Origin of the sequence: Vibrio owensii (assembly GCF_002021755.1) — a bacterium.
Lineage (GTDB): Bacteria > Pseudomonadota > Gammaproteobacteria > Enterobacterales > Vibrionaceae > Vibrio > Vibrio owensii.
This window is the reverse complement of the sequence record NZ_CP019959.1, coordinates 318,970-343,266: the sequence shown is the minus strand read 5'-3', so window position 1 is coordinate 343,266 and position 24,297 is coordinate 318,970. Positions and strand designations below refer to the sequence as shown.

The following is a 24,297-nucleotide window of genomic DNA, read 5'->3' as shown; positions in this document are numbered from 1 at the left end:
TGTTTCCTTCTGATTTGTATCTTTAAATGTATATACAAATAAATAGGAGAAAAAAGCATCACTGACAAGGCTAATGTTGCTGAAATGTGATCAAAACGAAGAAGTAACGCCTAGTTTATAGCAGGATCTTAGAGCTTAATTTGTACTTGTTGCCCGGATGATAAAGGAGAGCTGTGCTGACCAGTTTATCTTGACTCCATGTTCGACGATTCAACAGCAAACACGGCTCGTTGGCTTGCATTTTTAGGTCTTGTTTTACACGAGCGTCGGGGATAATCGCTTCGACAGTATGTTCGATGGCACTGAGTGGACAGTTGCCCGACAAGTACTGGTTTGGCGTCATACAAGTGAAATCTTGTTGCAAGTAGTTGGGCGCATATTGGCTGTTGACCCAACGCAGCTCTAGTTGGATAGGAGTGTGGTCTTCAAAATGGACAATCTCACTGTAAAACACCGTGGTGCCAAGCATGACGCCAAGCTTGGTCGCAATACTGTCATCGGCTTTGATGGAGATTTGTTGCAACACTTCACTGTGATGTTCTCGTCCGCGGTTACTGATTTCATCGGCAATGTTGCGAATGTCTAAAAGTGGAGATTCAGACTTTTCTGCCGGATCGCAAACAAAGGTACCGAGGCGTGGTCGGCGTTGAAGTTTGCCTTCATTTACTAAATCTCGGATCGCTTTGTTGACGGTCATGCGGCTCACACCAAACTGTTCCGTCAATTCGATTTCTGTTGCGATACGATGACCAACCATCCACTCACCCGAATCAATTTTATCGAGGATAAATCGTTTGATTTGCATATAGAGTGGTGCAGACATAAAGGTTTCCTTTTAATTGACTATACAAATAGTGCGTAATCTATAGACAAATTGCAAACAGACATACGTATTTTGTGCAGTGATAAAAGGAATTAGTCCGCATTCTTGTCGTCTATTGCTTGCAGGAGTTTCATCAGTTGTGTAAACAGAGACTTATCAGAATAAAGAAAACAGACAGTCACAAAGGAATCGCATGTTTAAAAAACTAAAAGCGTCACTCGGTATCGGCTCAGCAAAAGTAGATACGATTTTAGATGAGATGAGTGTGTATCAAGGCGCGACTTTGCGTGGTCACGTTCAAATTAAAGGCGGTGATGTTGAGCAACAAATCGATGCCATTACCATTAAATTGAACACAGAAATGAAGGTGGAAGAAGACGATAGCGTTAGCTACCAAACTTTCACCATTGATCAATTGAAAGCGGTTGAGCCGTTTGTCATTCAACCGAATGAAGAAAAACAAGTACCTTTTGAACTCAAACTGCACGATGAAACGCCCATCACAGCCGTTAACGCACATAAAAACCAGTGTCATGTTTGGGTAGAGACCACACTGGACATCGGCTTTGCGATAGACCCTCGCGATCGTGATTACATTGAGGTTAAACCTTTGCCTGTTGCTGCTCGTGTGATTCAAGCGATAGAGCAAGCCGGTTTTACGATGGTAAAAGCAGATGTTGAAAAAGGCTTCTTGCGTGGGAATACCTTCTCTTCACGTTCGGGTATTTACCAAGAATTAGAATTCCGCAATAACGGCTTCGTTTCTACGAAAGAGATAGAGCTTTCCTTTATCTTAGATGGTGGGACTATCCACTGTTTAGCAGAGATTGACCGCTCGTTTAGTATGTCGGGTGACCAATACCGTTCGTTCTCGTTACCGATTGGGGCTTCTGATTCACAAGTTGCGGCAGCCATTGCGCCAACATTGAATCTGTAATATTTCTAGCTCTCATTATCTGGAGCGAACAAGTACCGATATCCAAATGTAAAGGCGATATCGGTACTGTTATCCATATTCCTCGCATTCTCAATCGCCATGACTTCTATGGCAGAGTTCTCCATTAAATAACGATACCCAATCACGAACTCATTCGATGCGTCGGCAAACTCACTTGGCCCTTCTGTCGAACCTTGATACCAATGGTATTCAAGTATGAAGTGGTGATTGTTTTTTAGTGCATAGCGATAACCGCCAGCAAAGGCGGCGGTGTTATGTCGATAGGGGAGATCAGCGAGTGCTTTATCACTGTTTCTAAAGGTCATTCCGGCCATCGAATAGAACACATTGGCTGCATTGAATCGATAGGTGTAGTTGATTTGTACCCCTTGCTCAAAACTGTTGCCTTTGAAAGAGCCATGAGCAACATCGTTATAGTAGAGACTTCCACCAACAGACAAACCATGATGTTCATTTTGTATTATTTGGTATTGGATATACGTTGAGAGGTTGTTCGCTAGCGTTTCACCTTCAAAATCCTCTATTAAAATGTCGTAGTCAGGCATCGACATATAAAAGCGGTTCTTGTCGACTTCATCACGTCCATTTTGTCCAATACCAAACAGGTCATGAAAGCTTTCGGTCAATCCATCTAAATGGTTATCCGCAGCAAAGACCCAACGATAGTTCAGTTCCCATTGCCACTTTTCATTGATTTGCCACTTACCGCCTAACTCGAGTTGGTTGTGGTAATAGTCTAGTGAATAGTCGCTGGTATGCGCCCAGACACTAGCAATTGTGCCCGAACCATACGCTTCAACATAACCAGAGGGGAGGGCATATCCGGAGCGAAGTATGTTCGTGTGGCTGACAACTTGCACTGGAGATTGAGCATAGGAACGTAGTGGACCATACAAATCTGAAGCGCAGATAGCCGGCGCAGATAGGAGAATGGTGCAACTCATGAGCGTAGGTTGCCATCTTAAATCCATCATGATGAGAGCCTAAAGTGAGATTACTCAATAGATTAACTATAGTCTTATCATGTTTTGAATGCCGTTCAATTGTATTAATTCCTCAATCTTTGCTTATCGATGAATTTGCTGTGATGAAGTTTCAATGACATTTTGAAATCGCACTTTGCATTCTAAATGTGAGCTATGTACAATCCTTGTTCCGATGAAGGTCCGGTATTCGTGTTACTGAGCGACCGTCATCGACTCTCGAAATATCTTCTAATTTGAATAACATGTGTTGCTTGGTGTGCAACACCACTGTAAAGGACATAGCATGCCTATTATTACTCTTCCTGACGGCAGTCAGCGTCAATTTGACAACCCAGTTTCTACTATGGAAGTTGCGCAATCGATCGGTCCTGGTCTTGCAAAAGCAACTATCGCTGGTCGTGTAAACGGTAACCGCGTTGATGCGTGCGATCTAATTGAAGAAGACGCAAGCCTTGAAATCATCACAGTAAAAGATGAAGTCGACGGTCTAGAAATCGTTCGTCACTCATGTGCTCACCTTCTTGGTCACGCTCTTAAGCAGCTTTACCCACAAGCTAAAATGGCGATTGGTCCAACCATCGACAATGGCTTCTACTACGACATCGACTTAGATGAGTCTCTAACGCAAGAAGATCTTGAAAAGATTGAAAAGCGTATGAAAGAGCTAGCGAAAACCAAGTACGAAGTTGTTAAGAAAAAAGTGAGCTGGCAGGAAGCACGTGATACGTTTGAATCACGTGGCGAACCATACAAAGTGGAAATCCTAGACGAAAACGTATCTCGTGATGATCGTCCAGGTCTTTACCACCATGAAGAATACATCGACATGTGTCGTGGTCCTCACGTTCCTAACATGAGCTTCTGCCAACATTTCACTCTATTGAATGTTGCGGGTGCTTACTGGCGTGGTAACAGCGACAACAAAATGCTTCAACGTATCTACGGTACTGCTTTCCACGATAAGAAAGCACTGAAAGCGCACCTAACTCGCTTGGAAGAAGCGGCGAAGCGTGACCACCGTAAGATCGGTAAGCAACTAGACCTATTCCACATGCAGCAAGAAGCACCTGGCATGGTGTTCTGGCATCACAATGGTTGGTCTGTTTTCCGTGATCTAGAAGTATTCATCCGCTCTAAGTTAGATGAGTACGGTTACCAAGAAGTAAAAGGTCCGCTAATGATGGACCGTGTTCTTTGGGAACGCTCTGGTCACTGGGACAAATACGCAGATGCAATGTTCACGACTTCTTCTGAAAACCGTGAGTACGCAATCAAGCCAATGAACTGTCCAGGTCACGTACAGATCTTTAACCAAGGTCTTAAATCGTACCGCGACCTACCGTTACGCATGGCTGAGTTTGGCTCATGTCACCGTAACGAACCATCTGGTGCACTACACGGTATTATGCGTGTACGTGGCTTTACTCAGGATGACGCTCACATTTTCTGTACTGAGAGCCAAATTCAAGAAGAAGTAACAAACTGTATCAAGATGGTGTACGATACGTACCAAACATTTGGTTTCGACAATATCGTAGTGAAGCTGTCCACTCGTCCAGAAAAACGTGTAGGTTCAGACGAAATCTGGGATCAATCTGAAGAAGCATTGAAACAATCTCTTGAATCGATGAAAATCCCATACGAAATTCAAGAAGGCGAGGGTGCATTCTACGGTCCTAAGATCGAATTCACTCTATACGACTGTCTAGACCGTGCGTGGCAGTGTGGTACTGTTCAGCTAGACTTCAACCTACCAGGTCGCCTAGGTGCAACTTATGTAGGTGAAAACAATGAACGTCTTGTACCGGTAATGATTCACCGTGCAATTCTAGGTTCACTAGAGCGTTTCATTGGTATCCTTATCGAAGAATATGCTGGTTTCTTCCCAACTTGGTTGGCGCCAGAACAGGCAATTCTTATGAACATTACTGATAAACAATCAGAATATGTTCAAGAAGTAGTACAAAAACTACAAAAAAGTGGAATTAGAGCTAAAGCGGACTTGAGAAATGAGAAGATTGGCTTTAAAATCCGCGAACACACTTTGAAGCGTGTACCGTATATGCTTGTAGTCGGTGACCAAGAGATGGAAGCAGGCGAAATCGCAGTACGTACTCGTAAAGGTAAAGATCTCGGCAAATTTAAAGTGGATGATTTTATCGCATACATCCAAGACGAGATCTCTAGCCGTAAGCTCAATCTGGAGGAATAAGCTATTAAAGGCGGAAGACGCGGCCAACAGCCGGTAAAACAAAACCCACACCGTATGAACGGTGAAATTCGTGGCGTTCGTGAAGTTCGACTAACTGGCGCTGACGGTGAATCAGTTGGTGTTGTATCGATTCAAGAAGCGATCGCAGCTGCTGAAGAAGCAGGCATGGATCTTGTGGAAATCAGTCCTAACGCTGAGCCGCCAGTCTGTCGTGTTATGGACTACGGCAAATTCCTCTTTGAAAAGAGCAAATCTGCTAAAGAGCAGAAGAAAAAGCAAAAACAGGTTCAGATTAAGGAAGTAAAATTCCGTCCTGGAACTGATATTGGAGACTATCAGGTAAAACTACGCAACCTGACGCGTTTCCTTGAAGAAGGCAACAAAGTGAAGGTAACAATTCGCTTCCGTGGCCGAGAAATGGCACACCAAGACATCGGTGTTGACGTTCTTCATCGCTTGAAAGAAGACACTGTAGACTTTGCTGTAGTGGAATCTTTCCCAAGTAAGATCGAAGGTCGTCAGATGATCATGGTTCTTGCCCCTAAAAAGAAGTAATTAACGGCTCATCAAGTAATTAAGACCTGGCCGTTTCCCTTTTAAAGGTAAACGGCTGGGTTTTGTTCGCCCTAATTACGTTGTTTATTAAACCTACTCAATGCGGAGTTATTCATCATGCCTAAGATGAAAACCAACAAAGGTGCTGCTAAGCGTTTTAAGAAAACTGCTGGTGGTATTAAGTACAAGCACGCTACAAAACGTCACATTCTGACTAAGCGTACTACTAAGAACAAGCGTCAGCTACGTCCAAATGCAATTCTTCCACGTTGTGAAGTTGCTGCAGTTGTTCGTATGTTGCCATACGCTTAATTCTTTTTAGTTATCAATCGTTTAGTTTAGGAGAAGCATAATGCCTCGCGTAAAACGTGGTGTACAAGCTCGTGCACGTCATAAGAAAGTTCTAAAACAAGCTAAAGGTTACTACGGTGCACGTTCACGTGTTTACCGCGTAGCTTTCCAAGCAGTTACTAAAGCTGGTCAATACGCTTACCGTGACCGTCGCGCTAAGAAACGTCAATTCCGTCAACTATGGATTGCACGTATCAACGCAGCATCTCGTCAAAATGGTCTATCTTACAGCCGTTTCATCAACGGTCTTAAGAAAGCATCTATCGAGATCGACCGTAAGATCCTAGCGGACATCGCAGTATTCGACAAAGCAGCATTTGCTGTTCTAGTTGAAAAAGCGAAAGCTGCTCTTTAATTAGCAGTTTAGGATTAAGAGAAGGAGAGCATTAGCTCTCCTTTTTTATTGCTTTCTGTTTCTTCTACCATAAATTCTCCCGTTTCCCGTTCATATCCCAACTCTGACCAAATCAGTTGCTCTAATGGCTGGATTTGCTATTTTTCCTCTACTCATCAAGTCATGGATAAGGAGCATCTGTGTTACCGAGCTATTGGGAATCAAAGCGTTTAATCTTTTCTACTTTTGATACAACACAGGCTGAGCTAGCCAAATCTCTATTCGATTCTAATCACCAAAAAGTGGTTTATGACCATACTTTTCGTGATTGGCCAATTGCAGAATATCAAGCGCTGATTTCAAAGAGTTCTCTACCAAAAAATCCCGATGACCTCGAAGCTTTTTACCTCAGAAAAATATCGACACAGGAGGGGGAGCCGATAGGTTATATCCAACTCGAACTGAATTTTCCGTACAAAGGGTGTTTATGGATCCCTATGTTGTGTCTTATTCCTGACTATCAATGTAGAGGTTTAGGAAAGGAAATCGTCGATAGTGTATTGGACGTTGCTCTTGAGTATGCGTCTTTCAATAAAACCATGCTAAACGTGTACGTTGAGAATACTGACGCTTTTCGCTTTTGGTATAAGCAAGGCTTCAATCACATAGAGCAATTTGATGATACTGAGCATGAGTTAGGGCGCGAGTACCATTGCATTGTCCTAAGTAAAGGTATATCGCGTTAAATCATTCTGTTATCTACTTATGGTAGGGTTTATTAGGATTACAAACAAAAGGATTAGAAATGGATATTCGACAACTACAAGCGCATATAAAAGAGTTTGATCACGACCCGGAACAGAAACAGCATTATTTCCTCAAACTGATTGAAGAAGTGGGTGAGTTGTCTGAATCGATTAGGAATGACGCCACTGGACAACCGACAGAGGACACAATTAAAGGAACAATCGCGGAAGAACTCTACGACGTACTCTATTATGTTTGTGCATTAGCCAATGTTTATGAAATAGATTTAGAACAAACGCACGAAGTGAAAGAGATACTGAACAAACGAAAATACAACCGCTAGGGAAGGGGAAACTACATGGTTCAACGAATCAGTTACGAATTTTTGCCGCAAATTTCTGGTCCTTATGTTCATGCGACAAGACATTGTGAGACCTTGTATGTGTCAGGGCTGACAGCTATGGGTTCACCAAGTCAAAGTGAAAGCCTAATCGAGCAAACGAAAACGATTCTGTCTTACTTGTCGCAGATACTCACTGAAGAACAAAGAGAGAAACGCGATCTCGTCAAGCTGACGATATTTGTAACCGACATGAACCAATTGCCAGAGATTCGGTCGGTATTATTCGACTTCTATGAAGGGTATTTACCTGCTTGTTCTTTAGTCGAGGTGAGCCGTTTGATTCACCCCGACTTATCTATTGAGATTGAGGCAGTCATCTCATCTGAAGCATTGTAGAGAGGCTTTAATGAAAATAAACCGCTTGGATCACCTTGTACTGACCGTTAAAGACATTCAAACCACACTGGATTTCTATACACAAGTTCTCGGTATGGAAAGTGTTACTTTTGGGGAAGGACGTGTCGCTTTGGTATATGGACGACAAAAAATCAACCTTCATCAGCTTGGCAATGAATTTGAACCTAAGGCGAGTCAGGTGGCCTCTGGGAGTGCCGATTTGTGTTTTGTATGTGATACGCCAATTGCAAACGTGCTCTCCCATTTAGACTCCCATTCTATCGAGGTTATTGATGGCCCCGTTCAACGGACAGGTGCAATTGGTAACATCCTATCGGTTTACATTAGAGACCCAGATGGTAACTTAATTGAGTTATCTAACTATCTTACTGAGGTATAACATGATTTATTCAACAACCGAGACGATTCCTGGACGAGAGATTGCTGAGATAAAAGGTGTTGTGACGGGAAATGTGGTTCAGTCAAAGCACATTGGACGTGATTTCATGGCTGGCTTAAAAAGCATTGTTGGTGGTGAGATTCGTGGCTACACCGAAATGATGACGGAAGCCCGAAATATTGCTATTCAACGAATGGTAGAGGATGCCGCGAACCTAGGAGCAGATGCTGTTGTCGGTATTCGTTTCACCACCAGTTCGATCGTTGATGGTTCTTCAGAGATTCTTGCATTTGGCACTGCAGTAAAGCTTGTTTAAGAGCGACTAGCCAGCGCGATGTGTTGCTAACTCATGATCAATAGAATGGGTTAGTAAGCTCCAACTCGATTATCCATTTTAAGTGAAACGCAGAATCTCGGCAGTGATGTTCTGCGTTTGCATTTCTGACGCCTACCTAATGTTCCTACATACTCACCTTATTGATCCGGATCGTAGCGTTCGCAAAAAATAATAGATAGAGATTTAGCATATGTAATTTGAATAATTATGCATTTCGGGTTGCATGTTTTGTAGGGTAAATATTCTAAGTTTTTGTGATGTCTTAAGTCGGAAATACTCTGAGAAAACGCTCAAGTTAGTAGTTAATGCGACGAATAGCATGTTGATTAACATGTTTATAATCTATTTTGATAACAACTTATAATGAAACTGAATGCATTTTAAGTGCCAGTATTAACATCATAAATGTGAATGAAAGTATATTAATTCAAAGTTTTCTTATAAAAATATGAACTTATGCCTTGCGAAGTGATTCTAAATTGTTACAAATACTATACAGCTGTAACATTGCCATAAGGAATTGTAGATGAGAGAACTCACTCCCGAGTACTTGTTAGCCGCATTACGACAAGCGATAAAAACTAAAGGGCTAACATATCGAGAGTTATCTGAGAAAATGGGCATGCCGTTGTCCACTTTTAAACGTCATTTAACTAGTACTAACCTTGCTTTAGATAAGCTACTCGAGTATTGCCGCGCGGTTGACTGCACCCTCGATGAGTTGCAGAAGTTGGCAAATCAACTTCAAGCTGAGGATCAAGATTACTTTAGCCACACGCAAGACGAAGTCTTTTTCCAATTTCCTCATCTTTACGATTTTTATCGAGAATTACGGATGCTTCGTGGGAAAGACGGCTATACCATCCTAATGAAAAAGTATGACCTCTCGAAACAAAGTATGTCGGACTATTTAGGCGCGCTAGAATTACTTGATCTGGTTTATGTTGATGAAGAAAACAACATTACGCTGCATGGTCCGCTTTACTACAGCTATGCTGAAAACTCGAAGCTTAACGACAAGTACACAGAGATCATCAAGGATCAAACGACCACGCACGAGAAGTGTGTTCGAGTCGCTTTGTCTCGCATGAAAATCACAGAAGAACAACTGCTTATCTTGGAAGAACAGGTCGCGAATACTGTGCTTGATTTTCATTCGAAAAATGTAGTGGCAGAGAACTTTAACGTATCCGATTTTACCAATGTCCTTTTGATTGCAGGCCCACATCAGCCCGTTACTTTTTCAGATGGTATCGTTCAAACAGAGACAAACTTTATTGATGATATTCGTTATGCGATAGCATCCGCAGGGGATAAGCCGAGTCTCTCGATATAATCTCTAGTTATTTTTAATGATTTATAAATTCATTGTTGAAATGTTTATTTGTTGAACTATTATGACGAAGTGTCAATTATGACGATTCGTCAGAAATGTGATGTCGTTTCTGCAAACCATATTCGTGTTACACTTCATTTGGGTTATACAGGGATACGGAACAGGGAAATATGTTTAACTTTGGCTGCAAGAAAAATGACAAACAAGAAGGGTGTCGTGTGGTTTCTGGTTTGACTAAGAAACAACAAGCGATCGCCGATCGTGAGGTGGAGTTAATCCAACTTGCAAAGTCATTGGTTCAAGAGCAGGGGTTTGCGAATCTCACCATGGATAAGCTGACCGCCGCAAGCCCTTACTCAAAAGGGACAATCTACAACCATTTCTGCAGCAAAGAAGATGTGATTCTCGCGCTTTGTATCCATTCTCTAAAAAGTGAGGCGGTGTTTTTTGAACGCACGGCCAACTTTGATGGCAATACTCGTGAGAAGATCATTGCAATGCATGTGGGCTACCGAATCTACGCTCGCATGGAGCCTGTCTTATCGACGTGCGCAATTGTTGCTAAAACCCCTTGGGTGATTGAGAAAGCCTCTCCGGCCCGCCTAAATGAATTGAATAAGCTTGAAGAGGAAGTGATTTCTGGTGCGGATGCATTAGTGAACCATGCGGTAGAAGTTGGAGATTTAAAATTCTCACCCGCAGTAGGCTCTGATGCCATTGTATTCGCAAACTGGTCTATTGCTTTTGGTTCTAATGCGCTTGCGCAAAATGCGTCAAATAGTCGATGCATACAGCGCTTGCAAGACCCTTTCTCAGTGCTCCATAACGCCAATATGTTACTTGACGGTTTGGGCTGGTTACCGCTCTCAACTGAGTGGGATTACCGCAAAACCTGGCGTCGAGTAGAGCAGGAATTATTCAGTGAAGAGCTTGCTTATCTTGACTCAGTCAATCGTTAAGTAAGCAACAAGCCAATCAAACCAGCGGATTGGCTTTTTAATCACACTATTTGACGGATCGTCAATAACGATGATTTTTACACCAATACTTCTAATTAAATCGGTGTAGAGATCGCGTTAGAAACGTATCTGGAATTAGAGAACAGCTAATGCTGCTTTTTTAACTCCGTTTTATGACGAAACGTCACAAAGGGAGAGTGTGATGAAACACCACCAAGCTCAACAAGCTTCCTCTGCTCAATGGGGGAAGATTCCAACCAAGTACAGTATATGGGTACTACTGGCCACAGTATTACTCGTTGTTATCGCGACAATAGGAGGAAAGAACCTTTATTTTCGTGGTGACTACAATATCTTCTTCGATGGCACCAATAAGCAGTTATTGGCGTTCGATGAAATTCAAACCACTTTTGCTAAAACAGACAATCTCGCCATTGTTGTTGCACCAGCCAACAACGACGTCTTCACTCCGGAAATCCTCCAACTTATACAAAGCCTCACCGTCGATTCGTGGCAAGTGCCTTATTCCAGTCGTGTTGACTCTATCGCCAACTACCAACATACCGAAGCGTTTGAAGACGATCTTCTCGTCGAGGATTTGTTGTACGAAGACTATGAGCTAACCCCTGAACGCATCGCTAAAGTCAAAAGCATTGCGTTGTCAGAACCTGTATTGAAAAGCGCATTGATTTCGGAAAAAGGGGACGTAACGGTTGTGAACATTACTGTTCAACTGCCAGAAATAGACAAGACGGCCGAAGTGCAAGAGGTGATGTCCCATATAAGTGCAATGCTAGAGCGTTACCAAGAGAAGTACCCAAATGTTGAGTTCCATAAAGCAGGCATTATCGCCATGAACTATGCGTTTATGACGGCAGCGCAGGAGGACAGCTCGACATTGGTGCCAACCATGCTGTTAGTGATCTTGGTGTTCTTGACCATTATGTTGCGCTCATTCTTGAGTGTCGTCGCCACTTTGATCGTTATAATCGGCTCAGTCATGGCGACAATGGGGCTTTCTGGTTGGGCGGGCATGTTCTTGAGCACGGCGACCGTTAATGTGCCAACACTAGTGATGACACTTGCCGTTGCTGACTGTGTGCATGTCATCACCACCATGCGCCACTCGATGCAAAATGGCTTTAGCAAAGCGCATTCTATCGAGAGAAGTATTTCACTTAACTTCATGCCAATTCTGATCACTTCAGTGACCACAGCTATCGGCTTTTTGATGATGAATATGTCCGATTCTCCGGTATTGAGAGACTTCGGCAACTTGTCAGCGTTAGGCGTAATGATCGCATGCTTCCTTTCTGTCACGCTTCTCCCAGCCTTGCTGAAGTTGCTTCCTATCAATGTTAAGCAAACGCCTTCGAACGGCAAGTCTGACTTTATGGATAAACTGGGCGACTTTGTTGTTACACATCGCAAAGCGTTACTGCCAGCATCTGTTTTGGTTATTGCAGTCAGCGCGAGTTTGATTCCTTTGAATCGCGTCAATGATGAATCCGTGAAGTACTTCGATAACCGCAGTGATTTTCGCCAAGCTGCCGACTTTATGGAGGCGCGCATCAGTGGCATGACCAACATCAGTATTGCGATTAAAACTAACGAGTCACAAGGGATTGCAGACCCGGTATTTCTCAATGCTATTGGTGGGTTTACGGATTGGCTGCGAATTCAACCAGAAACTGACCATGTCGCGACGCTAGCGGATGTGTATAAACGTCTCAACAAGAACATGCATGGTGACGATGAAAGCTACTACGCGTTGCCACAAAATCGTGAACTGGCTGCGCAATATCTGTTGCTTTATGAGATGTCCTTGCCGTATGGACTCGACCTAAATAACCAAATCAATGTTGATAAATCGTCAATTAAAATGGTCCTCACCGTCGATAACTTAGGCAGTGTTGAATTGGTTGATCTTGAGAATCGTATCTATGCTTGGTTTGCTGACAATGCCCCTCAATATGAAGTAGTTGCTTCGAGCCCTTCTTTGATGTTCGCCCACATTGGTGAGACCAACATGGCGAGTATGCTCTCTACTTTACCTATTACATTAGTGCTCATTTCCGCGCTGCTTATCTTTGCGCTTCGCTCTCTCAAACTTGGTTTGATCAGCTTGGTGCCAAACATCGCACCAGCCGTGATTGGCTTTGGTCTCTGGGCGCTTATCTCAGGTGAAATCAACCTCGGGCTATCTGTTGTTGTCACATTGACGCTCGGGATTGTGGTCGATGATGCCGTTCACTTCCTTTCCAAATATCAGCGTGCCCGAAAAGAAGGCCAAACCGCCGAACAGGCAGTGCGTTACGCCTTCCATACTGTTGGGCGCGCGCTCTGGATTACCACTGTTGTCTTGGTGGCAGGCTTTTCGGTGTTGGCCATGTCGAGCTTCCGTTTGAATGCTGATATGGGCCAACTCAGCGCGATTGTCATCTTTATCGCTTTAGTAGTGGATTTCTTATTCTTACCGACTTTGTTGATGCTGTTTGATAAGGCCGCTTACTCACAAAACACAGGGACGAAAAAAACACCTTCAGAATCTGAGAAAAACGTTACGGCGACACCGTTGTAATCGAGAAACGAACTTCAGGAATTAAGACAAGGAACACATGATGAAACTAGTTAAAACACCATTCAAAGTCGCCGCGTTATCGGTTTCACTTTTGCTTTCGCCTTTTACATGGGCAGATGAGGCAAAAGGATTAGAGATTGCACAGGAGCGCAAAGCTCGTGATGAAGGTTGGGGGGATTCGGTGGCAACCATGCAAATGATCCTTCGCAATGCACAAGGGGAGAGCAGTACGCGTTTGATGCGCTTGAAATCACTTGAGATTGCCGATGATGGTGACAAAGGGTTGACCATTTTTGATGAGCCACGTGATGTAAAAGGCACAGCATTCCTGAACCATTCCCATACTGTTGGTGCAGATGACCAATGGCTCTACCTACCGGCTCTTAAGCGTGTAAAACGTATTGCTTCACGCAATAAGTCCGGTCCGTTTATGGGCAGTGAGTTTGCTTATGAAGACCTGAGCTCATTCGAGATCGAAAAATACCGTTTCAATTACCTAAAAGATGAAACGATGAATGACCAAGAGGCGTTTGTATTAGAGCAAATCCCGACAGATAAAAACTCCGGTTACACCAAGCAGGTGGTTTGGTTGGACAAGGCGCACTATCGTCCTCTGAAAGTAGAATTTTATGACCGCAAAGGCGCGTTGTTAAAAACACTTTTATTCTCCGACTACAAACAGTATCTGAATCAATACTGGCGCGCTCACACCATGGCCATGACGAATCACCAAACGGGCAAAAGTACGGAACTGACGACCAGCGAATTGACGTTCCAGACTGGTTTGAAAGACAACGATTTCAACAAAAACGTCCTTAAGCGCGTTAAGTAGGGAGGTTGAATGACTAGGGCAATCGCTGCAAGCCGAACCTTGGCTGGCATTACGGCCATGCTGTGTTCTTCGCCTTTGTTTGGCGTTGAACTAGCGGGGCAGGTCAATATCGAGCATCGCCAGTTTTTCACTGACGGTGCTCAGGGGCAAGACAAAGGGCAAACATCACTCGTGTTGCAACCCGAGCTTTATTGGGAGCTGCAAGACGGTGATGCGAGTTTCACTTTCACGCCTTTTTATCGCTGGGATAGCATGGATGATGAGCGTACTCATGGTGATATTCGAGAAGCTTTATATTTAACCTATTGGGATGATTACGAACTCCGAGTTGGCATCAGTAAGGTGTTTTGGGGCGTCACAGAGTCTGCGCACTTGGTTGATGTTGTAAACCAAATTGATGCGATAGAGGCGGTTGATGGAGAAGATAAGCTCGGCCAACCTATGGTTCATTTTACTTCTATCAAAGATTGGGGGACGGTGGATGCGATGTTATTGCCCTATTTTCGTGAGCGAACATTTGCAGGTAAAGATGGACGTTTGAGGATTGATCCTGTTGTCTCTGATGATGCGCTGTATGAATCTAGCCGAGAAGAAAAGCATGTTGATGTCGCTTTTCGGTACGCACAAATGTTCGGCGATTGGGATGTAGGTTTAAGCTATGTCTATGGAACAAACCGTGACCCGTATTTTCGGTTTGATCAAGGAGAGTTAAAACCTTACTACGCCCTCATGAGTCATGTTGGGCTGGATGTTCAAGGCATCGTGGGCGATTGGTTATGGAAGCTAGAGAGTGTCTACCGCGATAGCTTCGACAATCATGTCGGCGTCGTGACGGGTTTTGAATACACGATAGTAGGCGCTTTTGATACGGTATGGGACGTAGGCATTATTGGTGAGTATCTCTATGATAGCCGTGGTAACAATGCGCAAAACATCGGTCAAAATGATGTCTTTGCAGGCATTCGTTTAGCACTCAATGACGAAGACGGCACAGAAATTCTTACGGGTATAACGCAAGATCTCGACAACTCAGATGTGTACAACGCAAAACTTGAGGCTTCCAGCCGCATTTCAAATCATTTCAAGTGGCAAATCGATGCTTGGTTGTTTAAAAATGACACGTCAACGGACCTGCTTTATTTCGCACGGGACGACGACTTTATCGAACTCTCTATCCAGTATTATTTTTAAATTGGTAGATAAACTAATCGAAAAGTTGGAGGCAAGTAGATCCACGTCATTATTTTGACTGACTGCTAAAGCGTTAAGGAAGATTTGTCGATACTATTCCTTATGTTTATTGTGGTATTGATAGTTGTATATAAGCAACTATCAATACTCACTGGTTTTACTCAGGAGTAGTAGCGTTGAATTCATTTCGTTGGGACACATATTTCGAAACTGGAATCGAACAAGTTGATGAGCAACACCAGTATTTAGTCGGCTTCATCAATAAGTACGGCGAACTTTTGGCGCAAAACAGCATCTCCCTGACCGATATTCAAGTCGCCTTGTTTGATCTTTCTCGTTACGCCGAGTTCCACTTCAAAGAAGAAGAGAACTTGATGCGCGAAGTGGGGATCTATCCTGAGCATCTACAGAAACATATCCAAGTCCATCGCGCGTTCATGAGCGATATCATCAGCATGCAAAGCTTCATCAATGAAGAAAATAAGCGTGCAGCCGAACAGTTACTGGATTTCCTTATTCATTGGCTGGCGTACCACATTCTTGGCATCGATCAGAATATGTCCAAACAAGTGGCGGCGATTCAATCCGGCATGTCTCCAAAAGCAGCGTATGAAGAGCAAGAAAAACAAGCTAATGCCTCAACAGAGCCGCTGCTTGACGCGCTAAATGCGCTATTTTCGCAAGTTTCCGAGCGAAATCGAGAGTTACTCAAGCTGAACCTAGTTCTAGAGGAAAAGGTGGACGAAAGGACGAAGCAGTTATCGAATGCAAATAAACAGCTAGAAGCCTTGTCCTTGACCGACTCATTAACCCAGTTACCAAATCGTAGAAGCGCGATAAAAACGCTTAAGGAATTGTGGAAGGATGAGGACGCTAAAGACCAGCCTTTGGTTTGTATCATGATCGATGCCGATTACTTTAAACAGGTGAATGATACCTGCGGCCATGAAGCCGGGGACTTAGTCCTAACCGAACTCGCGCAAGCATTGAAGCACTACTTCCGCAGTGATGACATTGTGTGTCGTTTGGGTGGTGATGAGTTTTTCGTGATTTGTCCAGATACTGGATTAGAGGGTGGTTTGCATGTGGCAGAGGCGGTGAGAAAGCAGGTCTCCCATATGCTTGTTCCTACTTCATTCGAACCTTGGCGAGGGAGCATCAGTGTTGGTGTTGCAGAGCGTCGAGACAATATGGAAACCTACACGGATTTGATTCGAGTTGCAGATGAGGGCGTTTACTTGGCAAAACAGAACGGTAAAAACCGAGTTCAAACCGTACAAAAACTGACGCCTTTAAACTAGATTACTTCTCATGTTAGTTCGCCAAAGAAAACGGGCTTCTTTTCCCGCTTGATAAGAACAATACCAGTGACTTTCTTTGGCCTCTTATGCAAAAACAACCTCGATAAAATGGGCGTTATTCCTAGACAAGGCTGCTTTTTTTACGTTTTTGTGTTCTTTTTATTCAATAACCTCTTCTTTTCATAATTCAATTTGGCTTTGGTGGCGCGTTTGGCTACTATGTACAGCTATCAAAAAACCAATCACTCCCTTATGGATACTACCAATAGGTAGATGAGGAAACGATGCAACATCTAGAAGAGATCATTGCTAACGCGAGCGCAGCAATTGAAACTGCAGAATCGCTAGTCGTACTTGATGAAGTGCGTGTTCAGTATCTAGGTAAAAAAGGTGAGCTAACTGCTCAACTTCAAAGCCTAGGTAAACTACCACCAGAAGAGCGCCGTGAAGCTGGTCAAGAGATCAACAAAGCGAAAGGCGTAGTTCAGCAAGCTGTCGCAGCTCGTAAAGATGCACTACAACGTGCAGAGCTAGAAGCGAAGCTAGCAGCAGAAACGATCGACGTGACACTACCAGGTCGTCGTATCGAGAACGGTGGTCTACACCCAGTTACTCGTACTGTTGAGCGTATTGAGAAGTTCTTTGGCGAACTTGGCTTTAACACAGAGTCTGGTCCAGAAATCGAAGATGCATTCCACAACTTTGATGCACTAAACATCGCAGCTGATCACCCAGCGCGTACTGACCACGATACTTTCTTCTTCAACCCAGATTTGATGCTTCGTACTCACACGTCAGGCGTACAGATCCGTACGATGGAAAATGGTAAACCACCATTCCGTTTCATCGCACCAGGCCGTGTATACCGTAACGACTACGACCAAACGCACACGCCAATGTTCCACCAAGTGGAAGGCATGTTGGTTGATGAGAACGTGAACTTCGCACAGCTAAAAGGCATCCTGCACGATTTCCTATGTAACTTCTTCGAAGAAGAAGTGGAAGTACGTTTCCGTCCATCTTACTTCCCATTCACTGAGCCTTCAGCAGAAGTTGATGTGAAAGGCAAAAACGGTAAATGGCTAGAAGTACTAGGCTGCGGTATGGTTCACCCGAACGTACTACGTAGCGTAGGCATCGACCCTGAAAAATACTCTGGTTTCGCATTCGGTATGGGTGTTGAGCGTCTAACAATGCTTCGTTACGGCGTAAACGACCTACGTGCGTTCTTCGAGAACGATCTTCGTTTCCTAAAACAGTTCAAGTAATCCAGGGGATAAATCACTATGAAATTCAGCGAATCATGGCTTCGTGAGTGGGTTAGTCCTTCGATTACCACTGACGAACTAACTCACCAAATTACAATGGCGGGTCTAGAAGTTGATGACGTGCTACCTGTAGCAGGTTCGTTCAACGGCGTTAAAGTTGGTCACGTTGTTGAATGTGGTCAACACCCAGATGCAGACAAACTGCGCGTAACTAAAGTTGACGTGGGTGAAGAAGAGCTTCTAGACATCGTTTGTGGCGCACACAACTGTCGCCAAGGTCTGAAAGTAGCAGTAGCAACAGTTGGTGCTGTTCTTCCAGGCGATTTCAAAATCAAAAAAGCGAAACTACGCGGCCAGCCTTCTCACGGCATGCTTTGTTCATTCACTGAACTAGGTATCGACGTTGAGTCAGACGGCATCATGGAACTAGCAGAAGACGCAGTAATCGGTACCGATTTCCGTGAATTCCTAGGTCTAGACGACGTAACAGTAGACGTAGACCTAACAGCAAACCGCGCTGACTGTTTCAGCATTCGTGGTCTAGCCCGTGAAGTTGGCGTACTAAACCGCGCTGACGTGACTGAGCCATCAGTAGAAACAGTAGCGGCTTCAATCGAAGACAAAGTGTCTATCGAAGTGAAAGCGCCAGCTGCGTGTCCACGTTACCTAGGTCGTGTAGTTAGGAACGTAAACGTTCAAGCTGAAACGCCACTATGGATGCAAGAAAAGTTGCGCCGTTGTGGCATTCGCTCTATCGACCCAGTAGTAGACATCACTAACTACGTTCTTCTAGAGCAAGGTCAACCAATGCACGCATTCGATCTAGCGAAGATCGAAGGTGGCATCGTAGTTCGTATGGCTGAGCAAGGTGAGAAGCTAACACTTCTTGACGGCAGCGAAGCAGAACTAAACGCAGATACACTAGTAGTTGCTGACCACAACAAAGCACTTGCAATCGCAGGTATCTTTGGTGGTGAAGAGTCTGGTGTAACAACTGAGACTAAAGACGTTCTACTAGAGTGTGCATTCTTTGCACCTGACCACATCCGTGGTCGCGCTCGTAGCTACGGTCTGCACACTGATTCTTCAATGCGTTTCGAGCGTGGTGTGGATTACGCACTACAAGTGAGCGCAATGGAGCGTGCAACTCAGCTTCTAGTTGAGATCTGTGGTGGTGAAGTAGCACCTGTTGTTGCAGTAGAGTCTGAAGCAGACCTACCTAAGCCAAACAAAGTTGCTCTACGTCGCACTAAACTAGACAACCTACTAGGTCACCACATCGCTGATGCTGACGTAGTAGAAATCCTAGAGCGCCTAGGTCTGACTGTAGAAGCTTCAGAAGAAGGTTGGATGGCAGTAGCGCCAACATGGCGTTTCGATATCGCTATCGAGCAAGACCTGATTGAAGAAGTTGGCCGTATCTACGGTTACGACAACATTCCTAACCAACACCCAGCAGCAGCACTTAAGATGCACAACCACGTTGAAGCGGATCTTCCACTGAAACGCGTTCGTGATCTTCTTGTTGACCGTGGTTACCACGAAGCAATTACATACAGCTTCGTCGAGCCTGAGCAACAAAAGCTAGTTGTACCTGGTGTTGAGCCTCTAGTGCTTCCAAACCCAATTTCTGCAGACATGTCAGCAATGCGTCTTGGTCTTATCCAAGGTCTGCTGAACACGGTTGTTCACAACCAGAAGCGTCAACAGCCACGCGTTCGTCTATTCGAATACGGCCTACGTTTCATCCCATGTGAATCTGCAGAAAACGGCATGCGCCAAGAGCCTATGCTTGCAGGTGTTATTGCTGGTACTCGCGGTGAAGAGCACTGGGATATCGAAACTAACACTGTTGATTTCTTCGACCTTAAGGGCGATCTAGAAGCGATTCTAGAGCTATCTGCGAACGAAAAAGCGTACTCTTTCGCTGCTGCTAAGCACCCAGCACTTCACCCAGGTCAATCTGCGGCAATCATCGTAGACGGCAAAGAAGTGGGCGTGATCGGTACAGTTCACCCTGAGCTTGAGCGTAAGTTCGGTCTAAACGGTCGTACTATCGTATTCGAAATCGAATGGTCTGCAATCAACAGCAAAGTGATCCCAGAAGCGGTAGCACTTTCTAAATTCCCTTCAAACCGTCGTGATATCGCGGTAGTAGTGGATGAAGCTGTTGCATCTGGTGACATCGTTAACGCTTGTCTAGAGCAAGGTGGCGAGTTCCTTAAAGATGCGAAACTGTTCGACGTTTACGTAGGTAAAGGCGTTGAAGAAGGTAAGAAGAGCCTAGCCATCGCTCTGACTCTACAGTCACTTGAGCGTACGCTTGAAGATGCAGATATCGCGGGTGCGGTTGACGCTATCGTTGCTCACGTTTCTGAGAAGTTTGGTGCGTCTCTACGTGACTAATCTCACGTAACGTATCTTCTTAAGAAATGAAAACCCTGCCAGCTCGGCAGGGTTTTTTGTATTAAGGGAATAGGGAATCGCTAGAGCCAAATTGTCTCCACTTTTATCCTCTCACCTTCAAAGCAAATCTTATTCACACCAATCCTTTCACTTCGGTTGTATTCCTCAAGACTGTGGTCAAAGCCATAAGCGGTTGCGGGTGCCATATGTTGAGTCACACCTTGACGCGTTATAGTCAGTGCATCATGACCATGCCCACAAATTACATCCTGAACTCGATGCTTTGCCAAAAGCGCAAGTAAGCTTGCATCGTTCTCCAAGCAAATCGCTTTCATCCAGTCTGAGCCAACAGGAATAATGGGATGGTGGACAACGACGACCGGGTTGGCGACATGGCGAAGCTGTTTAGTTAGGACTGCTAAACCACGGTTATCAACTCGGCCAGAGCCTAAAGGGTGTCGCTTATCCAATGGCTTTGCACTTGAGTCCAAAAATATAACCTCTCGTCCATGGAGCTTGGCTTTATCGACAACGGCGATGCAACTTCCACGCAGTTCTTGTTTCATCAGTTCATGGTCATCATGATTACCAGCGATGGCGAAGATACGCTTGTCTCGGGTGTGTTGCTCTATGAAGTTGACCAGACTGAGGTAGTCGCCTGATTGAGGGTTGCAACACAGATCACCAGTGAGAAAAAGAGTATCGCAGGATGAATCATTTTGAGCACACAACAGCGCTTTGCGCAGGTTTTCAAAGCTAGCTGGATCGCTTAAGTGACAATCGCTGATCTGGAAAATCGACTTCATGGAATTTCGCAATGTAACGTTTGGTTGAATGGTTTCAGTGTAACACTTAACCTCTTGGTTTTAATAGTAAACCTCTACCTTGCATATTACCGCTTTGTAAGAAAGGTAGATCTAAATCTTCCACTGGCTAATCGGACCTTTAGGGAACGTTCTCAAACATAAAGCTCAGCGTAGCAGCTAACGAGAACTTAAGTACTAAACCATAAATTAAAAGATGCTTTAGAGCGTTAGGTTGATCACGATTTTTGCTGTCTATGATCCGATGTTATCTATTAATTCGTTATTTGATATGTTATTTTTGCAAACGTTCCCAATTTGAGTTTTAGGTTAAAGTAAATGTCGTTAGCACCATACATTGCCGTTTGTGGGGGAGTTGAAAACATCTCTCGCGTTTTGATTCCTGATTCAGACCTTATTTTTGAAGTGCGTGAACACACGCTAATTCAAGACTCTGAGCTGATTGAGCAACTACAAGAAGTTCAGGGAAAAATGCAAGTGAGATTTGTGCGCTCAGATTCTGTCAGTGCGGAAGCATTACTTCAGCTAGGAGAGGCGATCACCAAAGAACAAGCGAAGCGTTTTGAATCACTTCAAGAGCCTGTTGAATGTGAGCACCGTCCCTTATGGCATATAACGCCACCACAAGGTTTGCTTAACGACCCAAACGGTTTTGTGTTCCACAATGGCCAATACCACATGTTTTACCAATGGTATCCGTATGGGTGCGAACACAAAGATAAGCATTGGGCACATTTAACCAGTACTGACTTGATCAACTGGGAATGGCAACCCGTTGCGCTCACACCTTCAGATTGGTTCGATAGTCATGGTGTATTTTCTGGTCATGCGCTTAGCCAAGAAAACGAATTGATGTTGTTCTACACAGGCAATACACGAATTGGGCCGCAACGAGATCGTCATACAACCCAGTGCTTAGCGACTTCAACTGACGGTGTGAACTTCGTTAAGCATGGTCCGGTGATTGGTGAACTACCTCCTGGTGTAACACCACACATCCGCGACCCTAAGGTGATTCGTCACGATAACCAGTGGCTAATGTTATTGGGTGCGCAGACGGAAGAGCTAAAAGGGCGCCTAGCGATTTACAAATCTGACGACTTGTATCAATGGACGTTTGACGGTTTGTATGGCGATGAGTTTGGTGATTTCGGATATATGTGGGAATGTCCGGACATGTTCAATTTGTCTGAGCAGAACTTTGTTGTCATTGGTCCACAAGGAATTCCTTCGTTTTCCGAATACAACTCAATTCCTCACCATAATGGCATTGTGAAGGCAAAGTGGAATGAAAAAGATGGCCTTCAGCTGAGCGAATTCCAGCATCTCGATTTTGGTTTTGATTTTTACGCGCCGCAAACCATGCTTACGCCAGATGGTCGCCGTGTTATGTGTGGCTGGATGGGATTACCAGATGAAATCGATCAACCGAGTTCAGACAATGGCTGGGTACATCAACTGACGACAATGCGTGAAATGAGCTTCCGTGATGGCAAGCTGTATCAATTTCCAATTCATGAGCTTGAATCGCTAATTGAATCAACAAACCAATTTGTGTTGAATTCCGATGGTATGGATATCGGAACCAAGTCTTTCGATTTAACTATCACGTTAGAATGGGGAGACGAGTTATGCCTCTTCGAAAATACAGCGCAAAAACTGACGATAAAAGCCGATGACGTTGAGCGTCGATTGATCTTAGATCGTTCTAAAACATTGAATCGAGCACAAGATACGGTTCGCGAGCTGCCTCTAGAGTCTGGCAAGATTGAACTGCGTATCTTAGCGGATACTTCTTCTGTTGAAGTGTTTGTTAACGGTGGTGAAGCGGTGATGACGTCGCGTGTGTTTACTGATGTCGATGCGACACGTTTGTCTTTACAAGGTGGAGAGCGAGAAACAACTCTGCATTATTTGAAAGCGGCAAAAGCGCCTTTCCAAAAGGTTTAATTCTAAAAACGGCAAATAAAAAAATCCCCGCAATTGCGGGGATTTCTATTTTATTACCTGAGCTTCAACCTATGGAAATGTTGTTTTAGATGTAAGCCAACAAAGCATCTTGAGTTGGCAATGCTGTCATCGCGCCTTTTTGCGTCGTCGCTAAAGCACCACAACCATTTGCCCAGTTAACTGCTGAATGGATCGCTTCTTTGTTCGCCCACTCATTTTGTTGAGCTAAACGAGCCAGCAAACCACCCACAAATGCGTCGCCAGCGCCTGTTGTATCTATTGGTTTGACTGCTTGGCCTGCAATCAGCTCTTGTTCACCTTCGAATACAACCAACGCGCCTTTTGCACCTTGAGTAATAAGGACAAGCGTATTGTTGAATGCTTTGATGGCTTCAAGACCCGCTTCAAGGGAGTCCGTGTCGGTCAGGAACAGTAGCTCATCATCAGAGAATTTCACCACGTCAGCCAGCTCAATTGCTTGGCGAACCACAGGTTTTAACTCTTCTGGGTTCGCCCAAACTTCTTCACGCAGGTTTGGATCAAAGCTGACGAAGCCACCGGCCGCTTTAATATCTTGCATCGCTTTTAGTGTGCTGCTGCGGCTCGGTTCGGTTGCTAGTGCGATTGAACAAACATGTAGCCATTCACCCTGAGCAAATTCGGGGATGTCAGCAGGGATTAGGAATTGGTCTGCACTTGGTTTCACCATAAAAGTAAAACTGCGTTCACCTGAGTCATCTAAATCTACAATCACTGTTGATGTGCGCTGTGCTTCATCCAACAGCATGTAATCTGTGTTGACTTGTTCTTGTGCCAGCGTTGCTTTCATGAAGCGACCCAAAGGATCTTGACCAACGCGGCCAAAGAAAGCACTGTTACCGCCTAATCGAGAGATTGCGACTGCAACGTTGGCTGGCGCGCCACCAGGGCACTTCAAATACGTGCTTTCTGTATCTGGAATCAAATCAACAACGGCATCGCCAGTCACCCAAATCTTACTCATAACTACTACCTAAAATAGAATCTAATCACTAACTACATTTTTGCTAAATCGTTTTAGCTAATCAATGTTTATTTGAACCAAAAAGGTCAAAATGACGTTAATTGTGATCTTAACCATGATCTAGAGTGTTTGCCCAAGCGCAAAGTGGGGGATTGTGATGGCTTTCATAATTAACCTGAGTATCATTGGCGGGATAATAAAAAA

The 24,297-nt window shown here is 44.3% G+C and carries 23 protein-coding genes; 19 read left to right on the top strand and 4 right to left on the bottom strand.

Going from position 1 to position 24,297, the window contains the following annotated elements:
• Window positions 1-115: 115 nt before the first annotated feature.
• A complete protein-coding gene (gene hutC / locus A9237_RS01515; protein WP_005536165.1) occupies window positions 116-823 on the bottom strand; it encodes a histidine utilization repressor in 708 nt (235 codons plus the stop codon).
• A gap of 193 nt (window positions 824-1,016) precedes the next feature.
• Between hutC and A9237_RS01510 the strand changes: the two genes are divergently transcribed.
• Window positions 1,017-1,760: a sporulation protein gene (locus A9237_RS01510; protein ID WP_005443164.1), complete on the top strand. Its 744-nt coding sequence runs from the start codon at window positions 1,017-1,019 to the stop codon at window positions 1,758-1,760.
• Between the two features lie 5 nt (window positions 1,761-1,765).
• On the opposite strand, the gene A9237_RS01505 is transcribed toward A9237_RS01510, so the two are convergent.
• On the bottom strand, window positions 1,766-2,755 hold the full coding sequence (locus tag A9237_RS01505; RefSeq protein ID WP_078607363.1) for a DUF3187 family protein: 990 nt from the start codon (window positions 2,753-2,755) through the stop codon (window positions 1,766-1,768).
• 295 nt (window positions 2,756-3,050) lie between these two features.
• On the opposite strand from A9237_RS01505, the gene thrS reads away from it, so the two are divergent.
• The 17 genes from thrS (at window position 3,051) to pheT (ending at window position 20,316) form a co-directional block, all read left to right on the top strand.
• On the top strand, window positions 3,051-4,979 hold the full coding sequence (thrS, locus tag A9237_RS01500) for a threonine--tRNA ligase (RefSeq protein ID WP_078607361.1): 1,929 nt from the start codon (window positions 3,051-3,053) through the stop codon (window positions 4,977-4,979).
• A gap of 54 nt (window positions 4,980-5,033) precedes the next feature.
• Entirely contained in the window at window positions 5,034-5,534 is a 501-nt protein-coding gene (gene infC / locus A9237_RS01495; protein WP_005443158.1) for a translation initiation factor IF-3, read from the top strand.
• Between the two features lie 117 nt (window positions 5,535-5,651).
• On the top strand, window positions 5,652-5,846 hold the full coding sequence (gene rpmI, locus A9237_RS01490) for a 50S ribosomal protein L35 (protein ID WP_009705876.1): 195 nt from the start codon (window positions 5,652-5,654) through the stop codon (window positions 5,844-5,846).
• 40 nt (window positions 5,847-5,886) lie between these two features.
• Entirely contained in the window at window positions 5,887-6,240 is a 354-nt protein-coding gene (gene rplT, locus A9237_RS01485; protein ID WP_004727974.1) for a 50S ribosomal protein L20, read from the top strand.
• 179 nt (window positions 6,241-6,419) lie between these two features.
• The gene (locus A9237_RS01480; RefSeq protein WP_078607359.1) at window positions 6,420-6,965 is read left to right on the top strand and encodes a GNAT family N-acetyltransferase; all 546 of its coding nucleotides are present in this window, start codon (window positions 6,420-6,422) and stop codon (window positions 6,963-6,965) included.
• 59 nt (window positions 6,966-7,024) lie between these two features.
• A complete protein-coding gene (locus tag A9237_RS01475; protein ID WP_005443152.1) occupies window positions 7,025-7,309 on the top strand; it encodes a MazG nucleotide pyrophosphohydrolase domain-containing protein in 285 nt (94 codons plus the stop codon).
• A gap of 15 nt (window positions 7,310-7,324) precedes the next feature.
• Window positions 7,325-7,705, top strand: a complete 381-nt coding sequence (locus A9237_RS01470) for a RidA family protein (RefSeq protein WP_009705879.1) — start codon at window positions 7,325-7,327, stop codon at window positions 7,703-7,705.
• Window positions 7,706-7,715: 10 nt separating this feature from the next.
• A complete protein-coding gene (locus A9237_RS01465; RefSeq protein ID WP_020194858.1) occupies window positions 7,716-8,105 on the top strand; it encodes a VOC family protein in 390 nt (129 codons plus the stop codon).
• 1 nt (window position 8,106) lies between these two features.
• Complete coding sequence (locus A9237_RS01460; RefSeq protein ID WP_005443150.1) at window positions 8,107-8,421, top strand: heavy metal-binding domain-containing protein; 315 nt, start codon at window positions 8,107-8,109, stop codon at window positions 8,419-8,421.
• A gap of 547 nt (window positions 8,422-8,968) precedes the next feature.
• Window positions 8,969-9,778 carry a helix-turn-helix domain-containing protein gene (locus A9237_RS01455; RefSeq protein ID WP_009705881.1) on the top strand — a complete coding sequence of 270 codons (810 nt, stop codon included), beginning with the start codon at window positions 8,969-8,971 and terminating at the stop codon, window positions 9,776-9,778.
• A 170-nt stretch (window positions 9,779-9,948) separates the two neighbouring features.
• On the top strand, window positions 9,949-10,737 hold the full coding sequence (locus A9237_RS01450; protein ID WP_009705882.1) for a TetR/AcrR family transcriptional regulator: 789 nt from the start codon (window positions 9,949-9,951) through the stop codon (window positions 10,735-10,737).
• Between the two features lie 202 nt (window positions 10,738-10,939).
• Window positions 10,940-13,318 (top strand): efflux RND transporter permease subunit, encoded by a 2,379-nt coding sequence (locus tag A9237_RS01445; protein WP_078607357.1) that lies wholly within the window; start codon window positions 10,940-10,942, stop codon window positions 13,316-13,318.
• A gap of 40 nt (window positions 13,319-13,358) precedes the next feature.
• Window positions 13,359-14,150, top strand: coding sequence for an outer membrane lipoprotein-sorting protein (locus A9237_RS01440; protein ID WP_078607355.1), 792 nt, complete (start codon window positions 13,359-13,361; stop codon window positions 14,148-14,150).
• A 9-nt stretch (window positions 14,151-14,159) separates the two neighbouring features.
• Complete coding sequence (locus tag A9237_RS01435) at window positions 14,160-15,341, top strand: hypothetical protein (protein WP_078607353.1); 1,182 nt, start codon at window positions 14,160-14,162, stop codon at window positions 15,339-15,341.
• Window positions 15,342-15,517: 176 nt separating this feature from the next.
• The gene (locus A9237_RS01430; protein ID WP_078607351.1) at window positions 15,518-16,642 is read left to right on the top strand and encodes a GGDEF domain-containing protein; all 1,125 of its coding nucleotides are present in this window, start codon (window positions 15,518-15,520) and stop codon (window positions 16,640-16,642) included.
• Between the two features lie 284 nt (window positions 16,643-16,926).
• Window positions 16,927-17,910 (top strand): phenylalanine--tRNA ligase subunit alpha, encoded by a 984-nt coding sequence (pheS, locus tag A9237_RS01425; protein ID WP_078607349.1) that lies wholly within the window; start codon window positions 16,927-16,929, stop codon window positions 17,908-17,910.
• Between the two features lie 18 nt (window positions 17,911-17,928).
• On the top strand, window positions 17,929-20,316 hold the full coding sequence (gene pheT, locus A9237_RS01420) for a phenylalanine--tRNA ligase subunit beta (protein WP_078607347.1): 2,388 nt from the start codon (window positions 17,929-17,931) through the stop codon (window positions 20,314-20,316).
• 80 nt (window positions 20,317-20,396) lie between these two features.
• Here the strand turns inward: pheT and A9237_RS01415 are convergent, their stop codons facing one another.
• A complete protein-coding gene (locus A9237_RS01415; RefSeq protein ID WP_078607345.1) occupies window positions 20,397-21,122 on the bottom strand; it encodes a metallophosphoesterase family protein in 726 nt (241 codons plus the stop codon).
• A 336-nt stretch (window positions 21,123-21,458) separates the two neighbouring features.
• Between A9237_RS01415 and A9237_RS01410 the strand changes: the two genes are divergently transcribed.
• A complete protein-coding gene (locus tag A9237_RS01410) occupies window positions 21,459-23,090 on the top strand; it encodes a glycoside hydrolase family 32 protein (protein WP_078607342.1) in 1,632 nt (543 codons plus the stop codon).
• 85 nt (window positions 23,091-23,175) lie between these two features.
• On the opposite strand, the gene A9237_RS01405 is transcribed toward A9237_RS01410, so the two are convergent.
• On the bottom strand, window positions 23,176-24,093 hold the full coding sequence (locus tag A9237_RS01405; protein ID WP_078607340.1) for an aminoimidazole riboside kinase: 918 nt from the start codon (window positions 24,091-24,093) through the stop codon (window positions 23,176-23,178).
• Window positions 24,094-24,297: the final 204 nt, after the last annotated feature.

Excerpts from the sequence above, each read along its gene's own strand:
- hutC (WP_005536165.1), bottom strand. The coding sequence starts at position 823 with ATGTCTGCACCACTCTATATGCAAATCAAACGATTTATCCTCGATAAA.
- A9237_RS01510 (WP_005443164.1), top strand. The coding sequence starts at position 1,017 with ATGTTTAAAAAACTAAAAGCGTCACTCGGTATCGGCTCAGCAAAAGTA.
- A9237_RS01505 (WP_078607363.1), bottom strand. The coding sequence starts at position 2,755 with ATGATGGATTTAAGATGGCAACCTACGCTCATGAGTTGCACCATTCTC.
- thrS (WP_078607361.1), top strand. The coding sequence starts at position 3,051 with ATGCCTATTATTACTCTTCCTGACGGCAGTCAGCGTCAATTTGACAAC.
- infC (WP_005443158.1), top strand. The coding sequence starts at position 5,034 with ATGAACGGTGAAATTCGTGGCGTTCGTGAAGTTCGACTAACTGGCGCT.
- rpmI (WP_009705876.1), top strand. The coding sequence starts at position 5,652 with ATGCCTAAGATGAAAACCAACAAAGGTGCTGCTAAGCGTTTTAAGAAA.
- rplT (WP_004727974.1), top strand. The coding sequence starts at position 5,887 with ATGCCTCGCGTAAAACGTGGTGTACAAGCTCGTGCACGTCATAAGAAA.
- A9237_RS01475 (WP_005443152.1), top strand. The coding sequence starts at position 7,025 with ATGGATATTCGACAACTACAAGCGCATATAAAAGAGTTTGATCACGAC.
- A9237_RS01470 (WP_009705879.1), top strand. The coding sequence starts at position 7,325 with ATGGTTCAACGAATCAGTTACGAATTTTTGCCGCAAATTTCTGGTCCT.
- A9237_RS01465 (WP_020194858.1), top strand. The coding sequence starts at position 7,716 with ATGAAAATAAACCGCTTGGATCACCTTGTACTGACCGTTAAAGACATT.
- A9237_RS01460 (WP_005443150.1), top strand. The coding sequence starts at position 8,107 with ATGATTTATTCAACAACCGAGACGATTCCTGGACGAGAGATTGCTGAG.
- A9237_RS01455 (WP_009705881.1), top strand. The coding sequence starts at position 8,969 with ATGAGAGAACTCACTCCCGAGTACTTGTTAGCCGCATTACGACAAGCG.
- A9237_RS01450 (WP_009705882.1), top strand. The coding sequence starts at position 9,949 with ATGTTTAACTTTGGCTGCAAGAAAAATGACAAACAAGAAGGGTGTCGT.
- A9237_RS01445 (WP_078607357.1), top strand. The coding sequence starts at position 10,940 with ATGAAACACCACCAAGCTCAACAAGCTTCCTCTGCTCAATGGGGGAAG.
- A9237_RS01440 (WP_078607355.1), top strand. The coding sequence starts at position 13,359 with ATGAAACTAGTTAAAACACCATTCAAAGTCGCCGCGTTATCGGTTTCA.
- A9237_RS01435 (WP_078607353.1), top strand. The coding sequence starts at position 14,160 with ATGACTAGGGCAATCGCTGCAAGCCGAACCTTGGCTGGCATTACGGCC.
- pheS (WP_078607349.1), top strand. The coding sequence starts at position 16,927 with ATGCAACATCTAGAAGAGATCATTGCTAACGCGAGCGCAGCAATTGAA.
- pheT (WP_078607347.1), top strand. The coding sequence starts at position 17,929 with ATGAAATTCAGCGAATCATGGCTTCGTGAGTGGGTTAGTCCTTCGATT.
- A9237_RS01415 (WP_078607345.1), bottom strand. The coding sequence starts at position 21,122 with ATGAAGTCGATTTTCCAGATCAGCGATTGTCACTTAAGCGATCCAGCT.
- A9237_RS01410 (WP_078607342.1), top strand. The coding sequence starts at position 21,459 with ATGTCGTTAGCACCATACATTGCCGTTTGTGGGGGAGTTGAAAACATC.
- A9237_RS01405 (WP_078607340.1), bottom strand. The coding sequence starts at position 24,093 with ATGAGTAAGATTTGGGTGACTGGCGATGCCGTTGTTGATTTGATTCCA.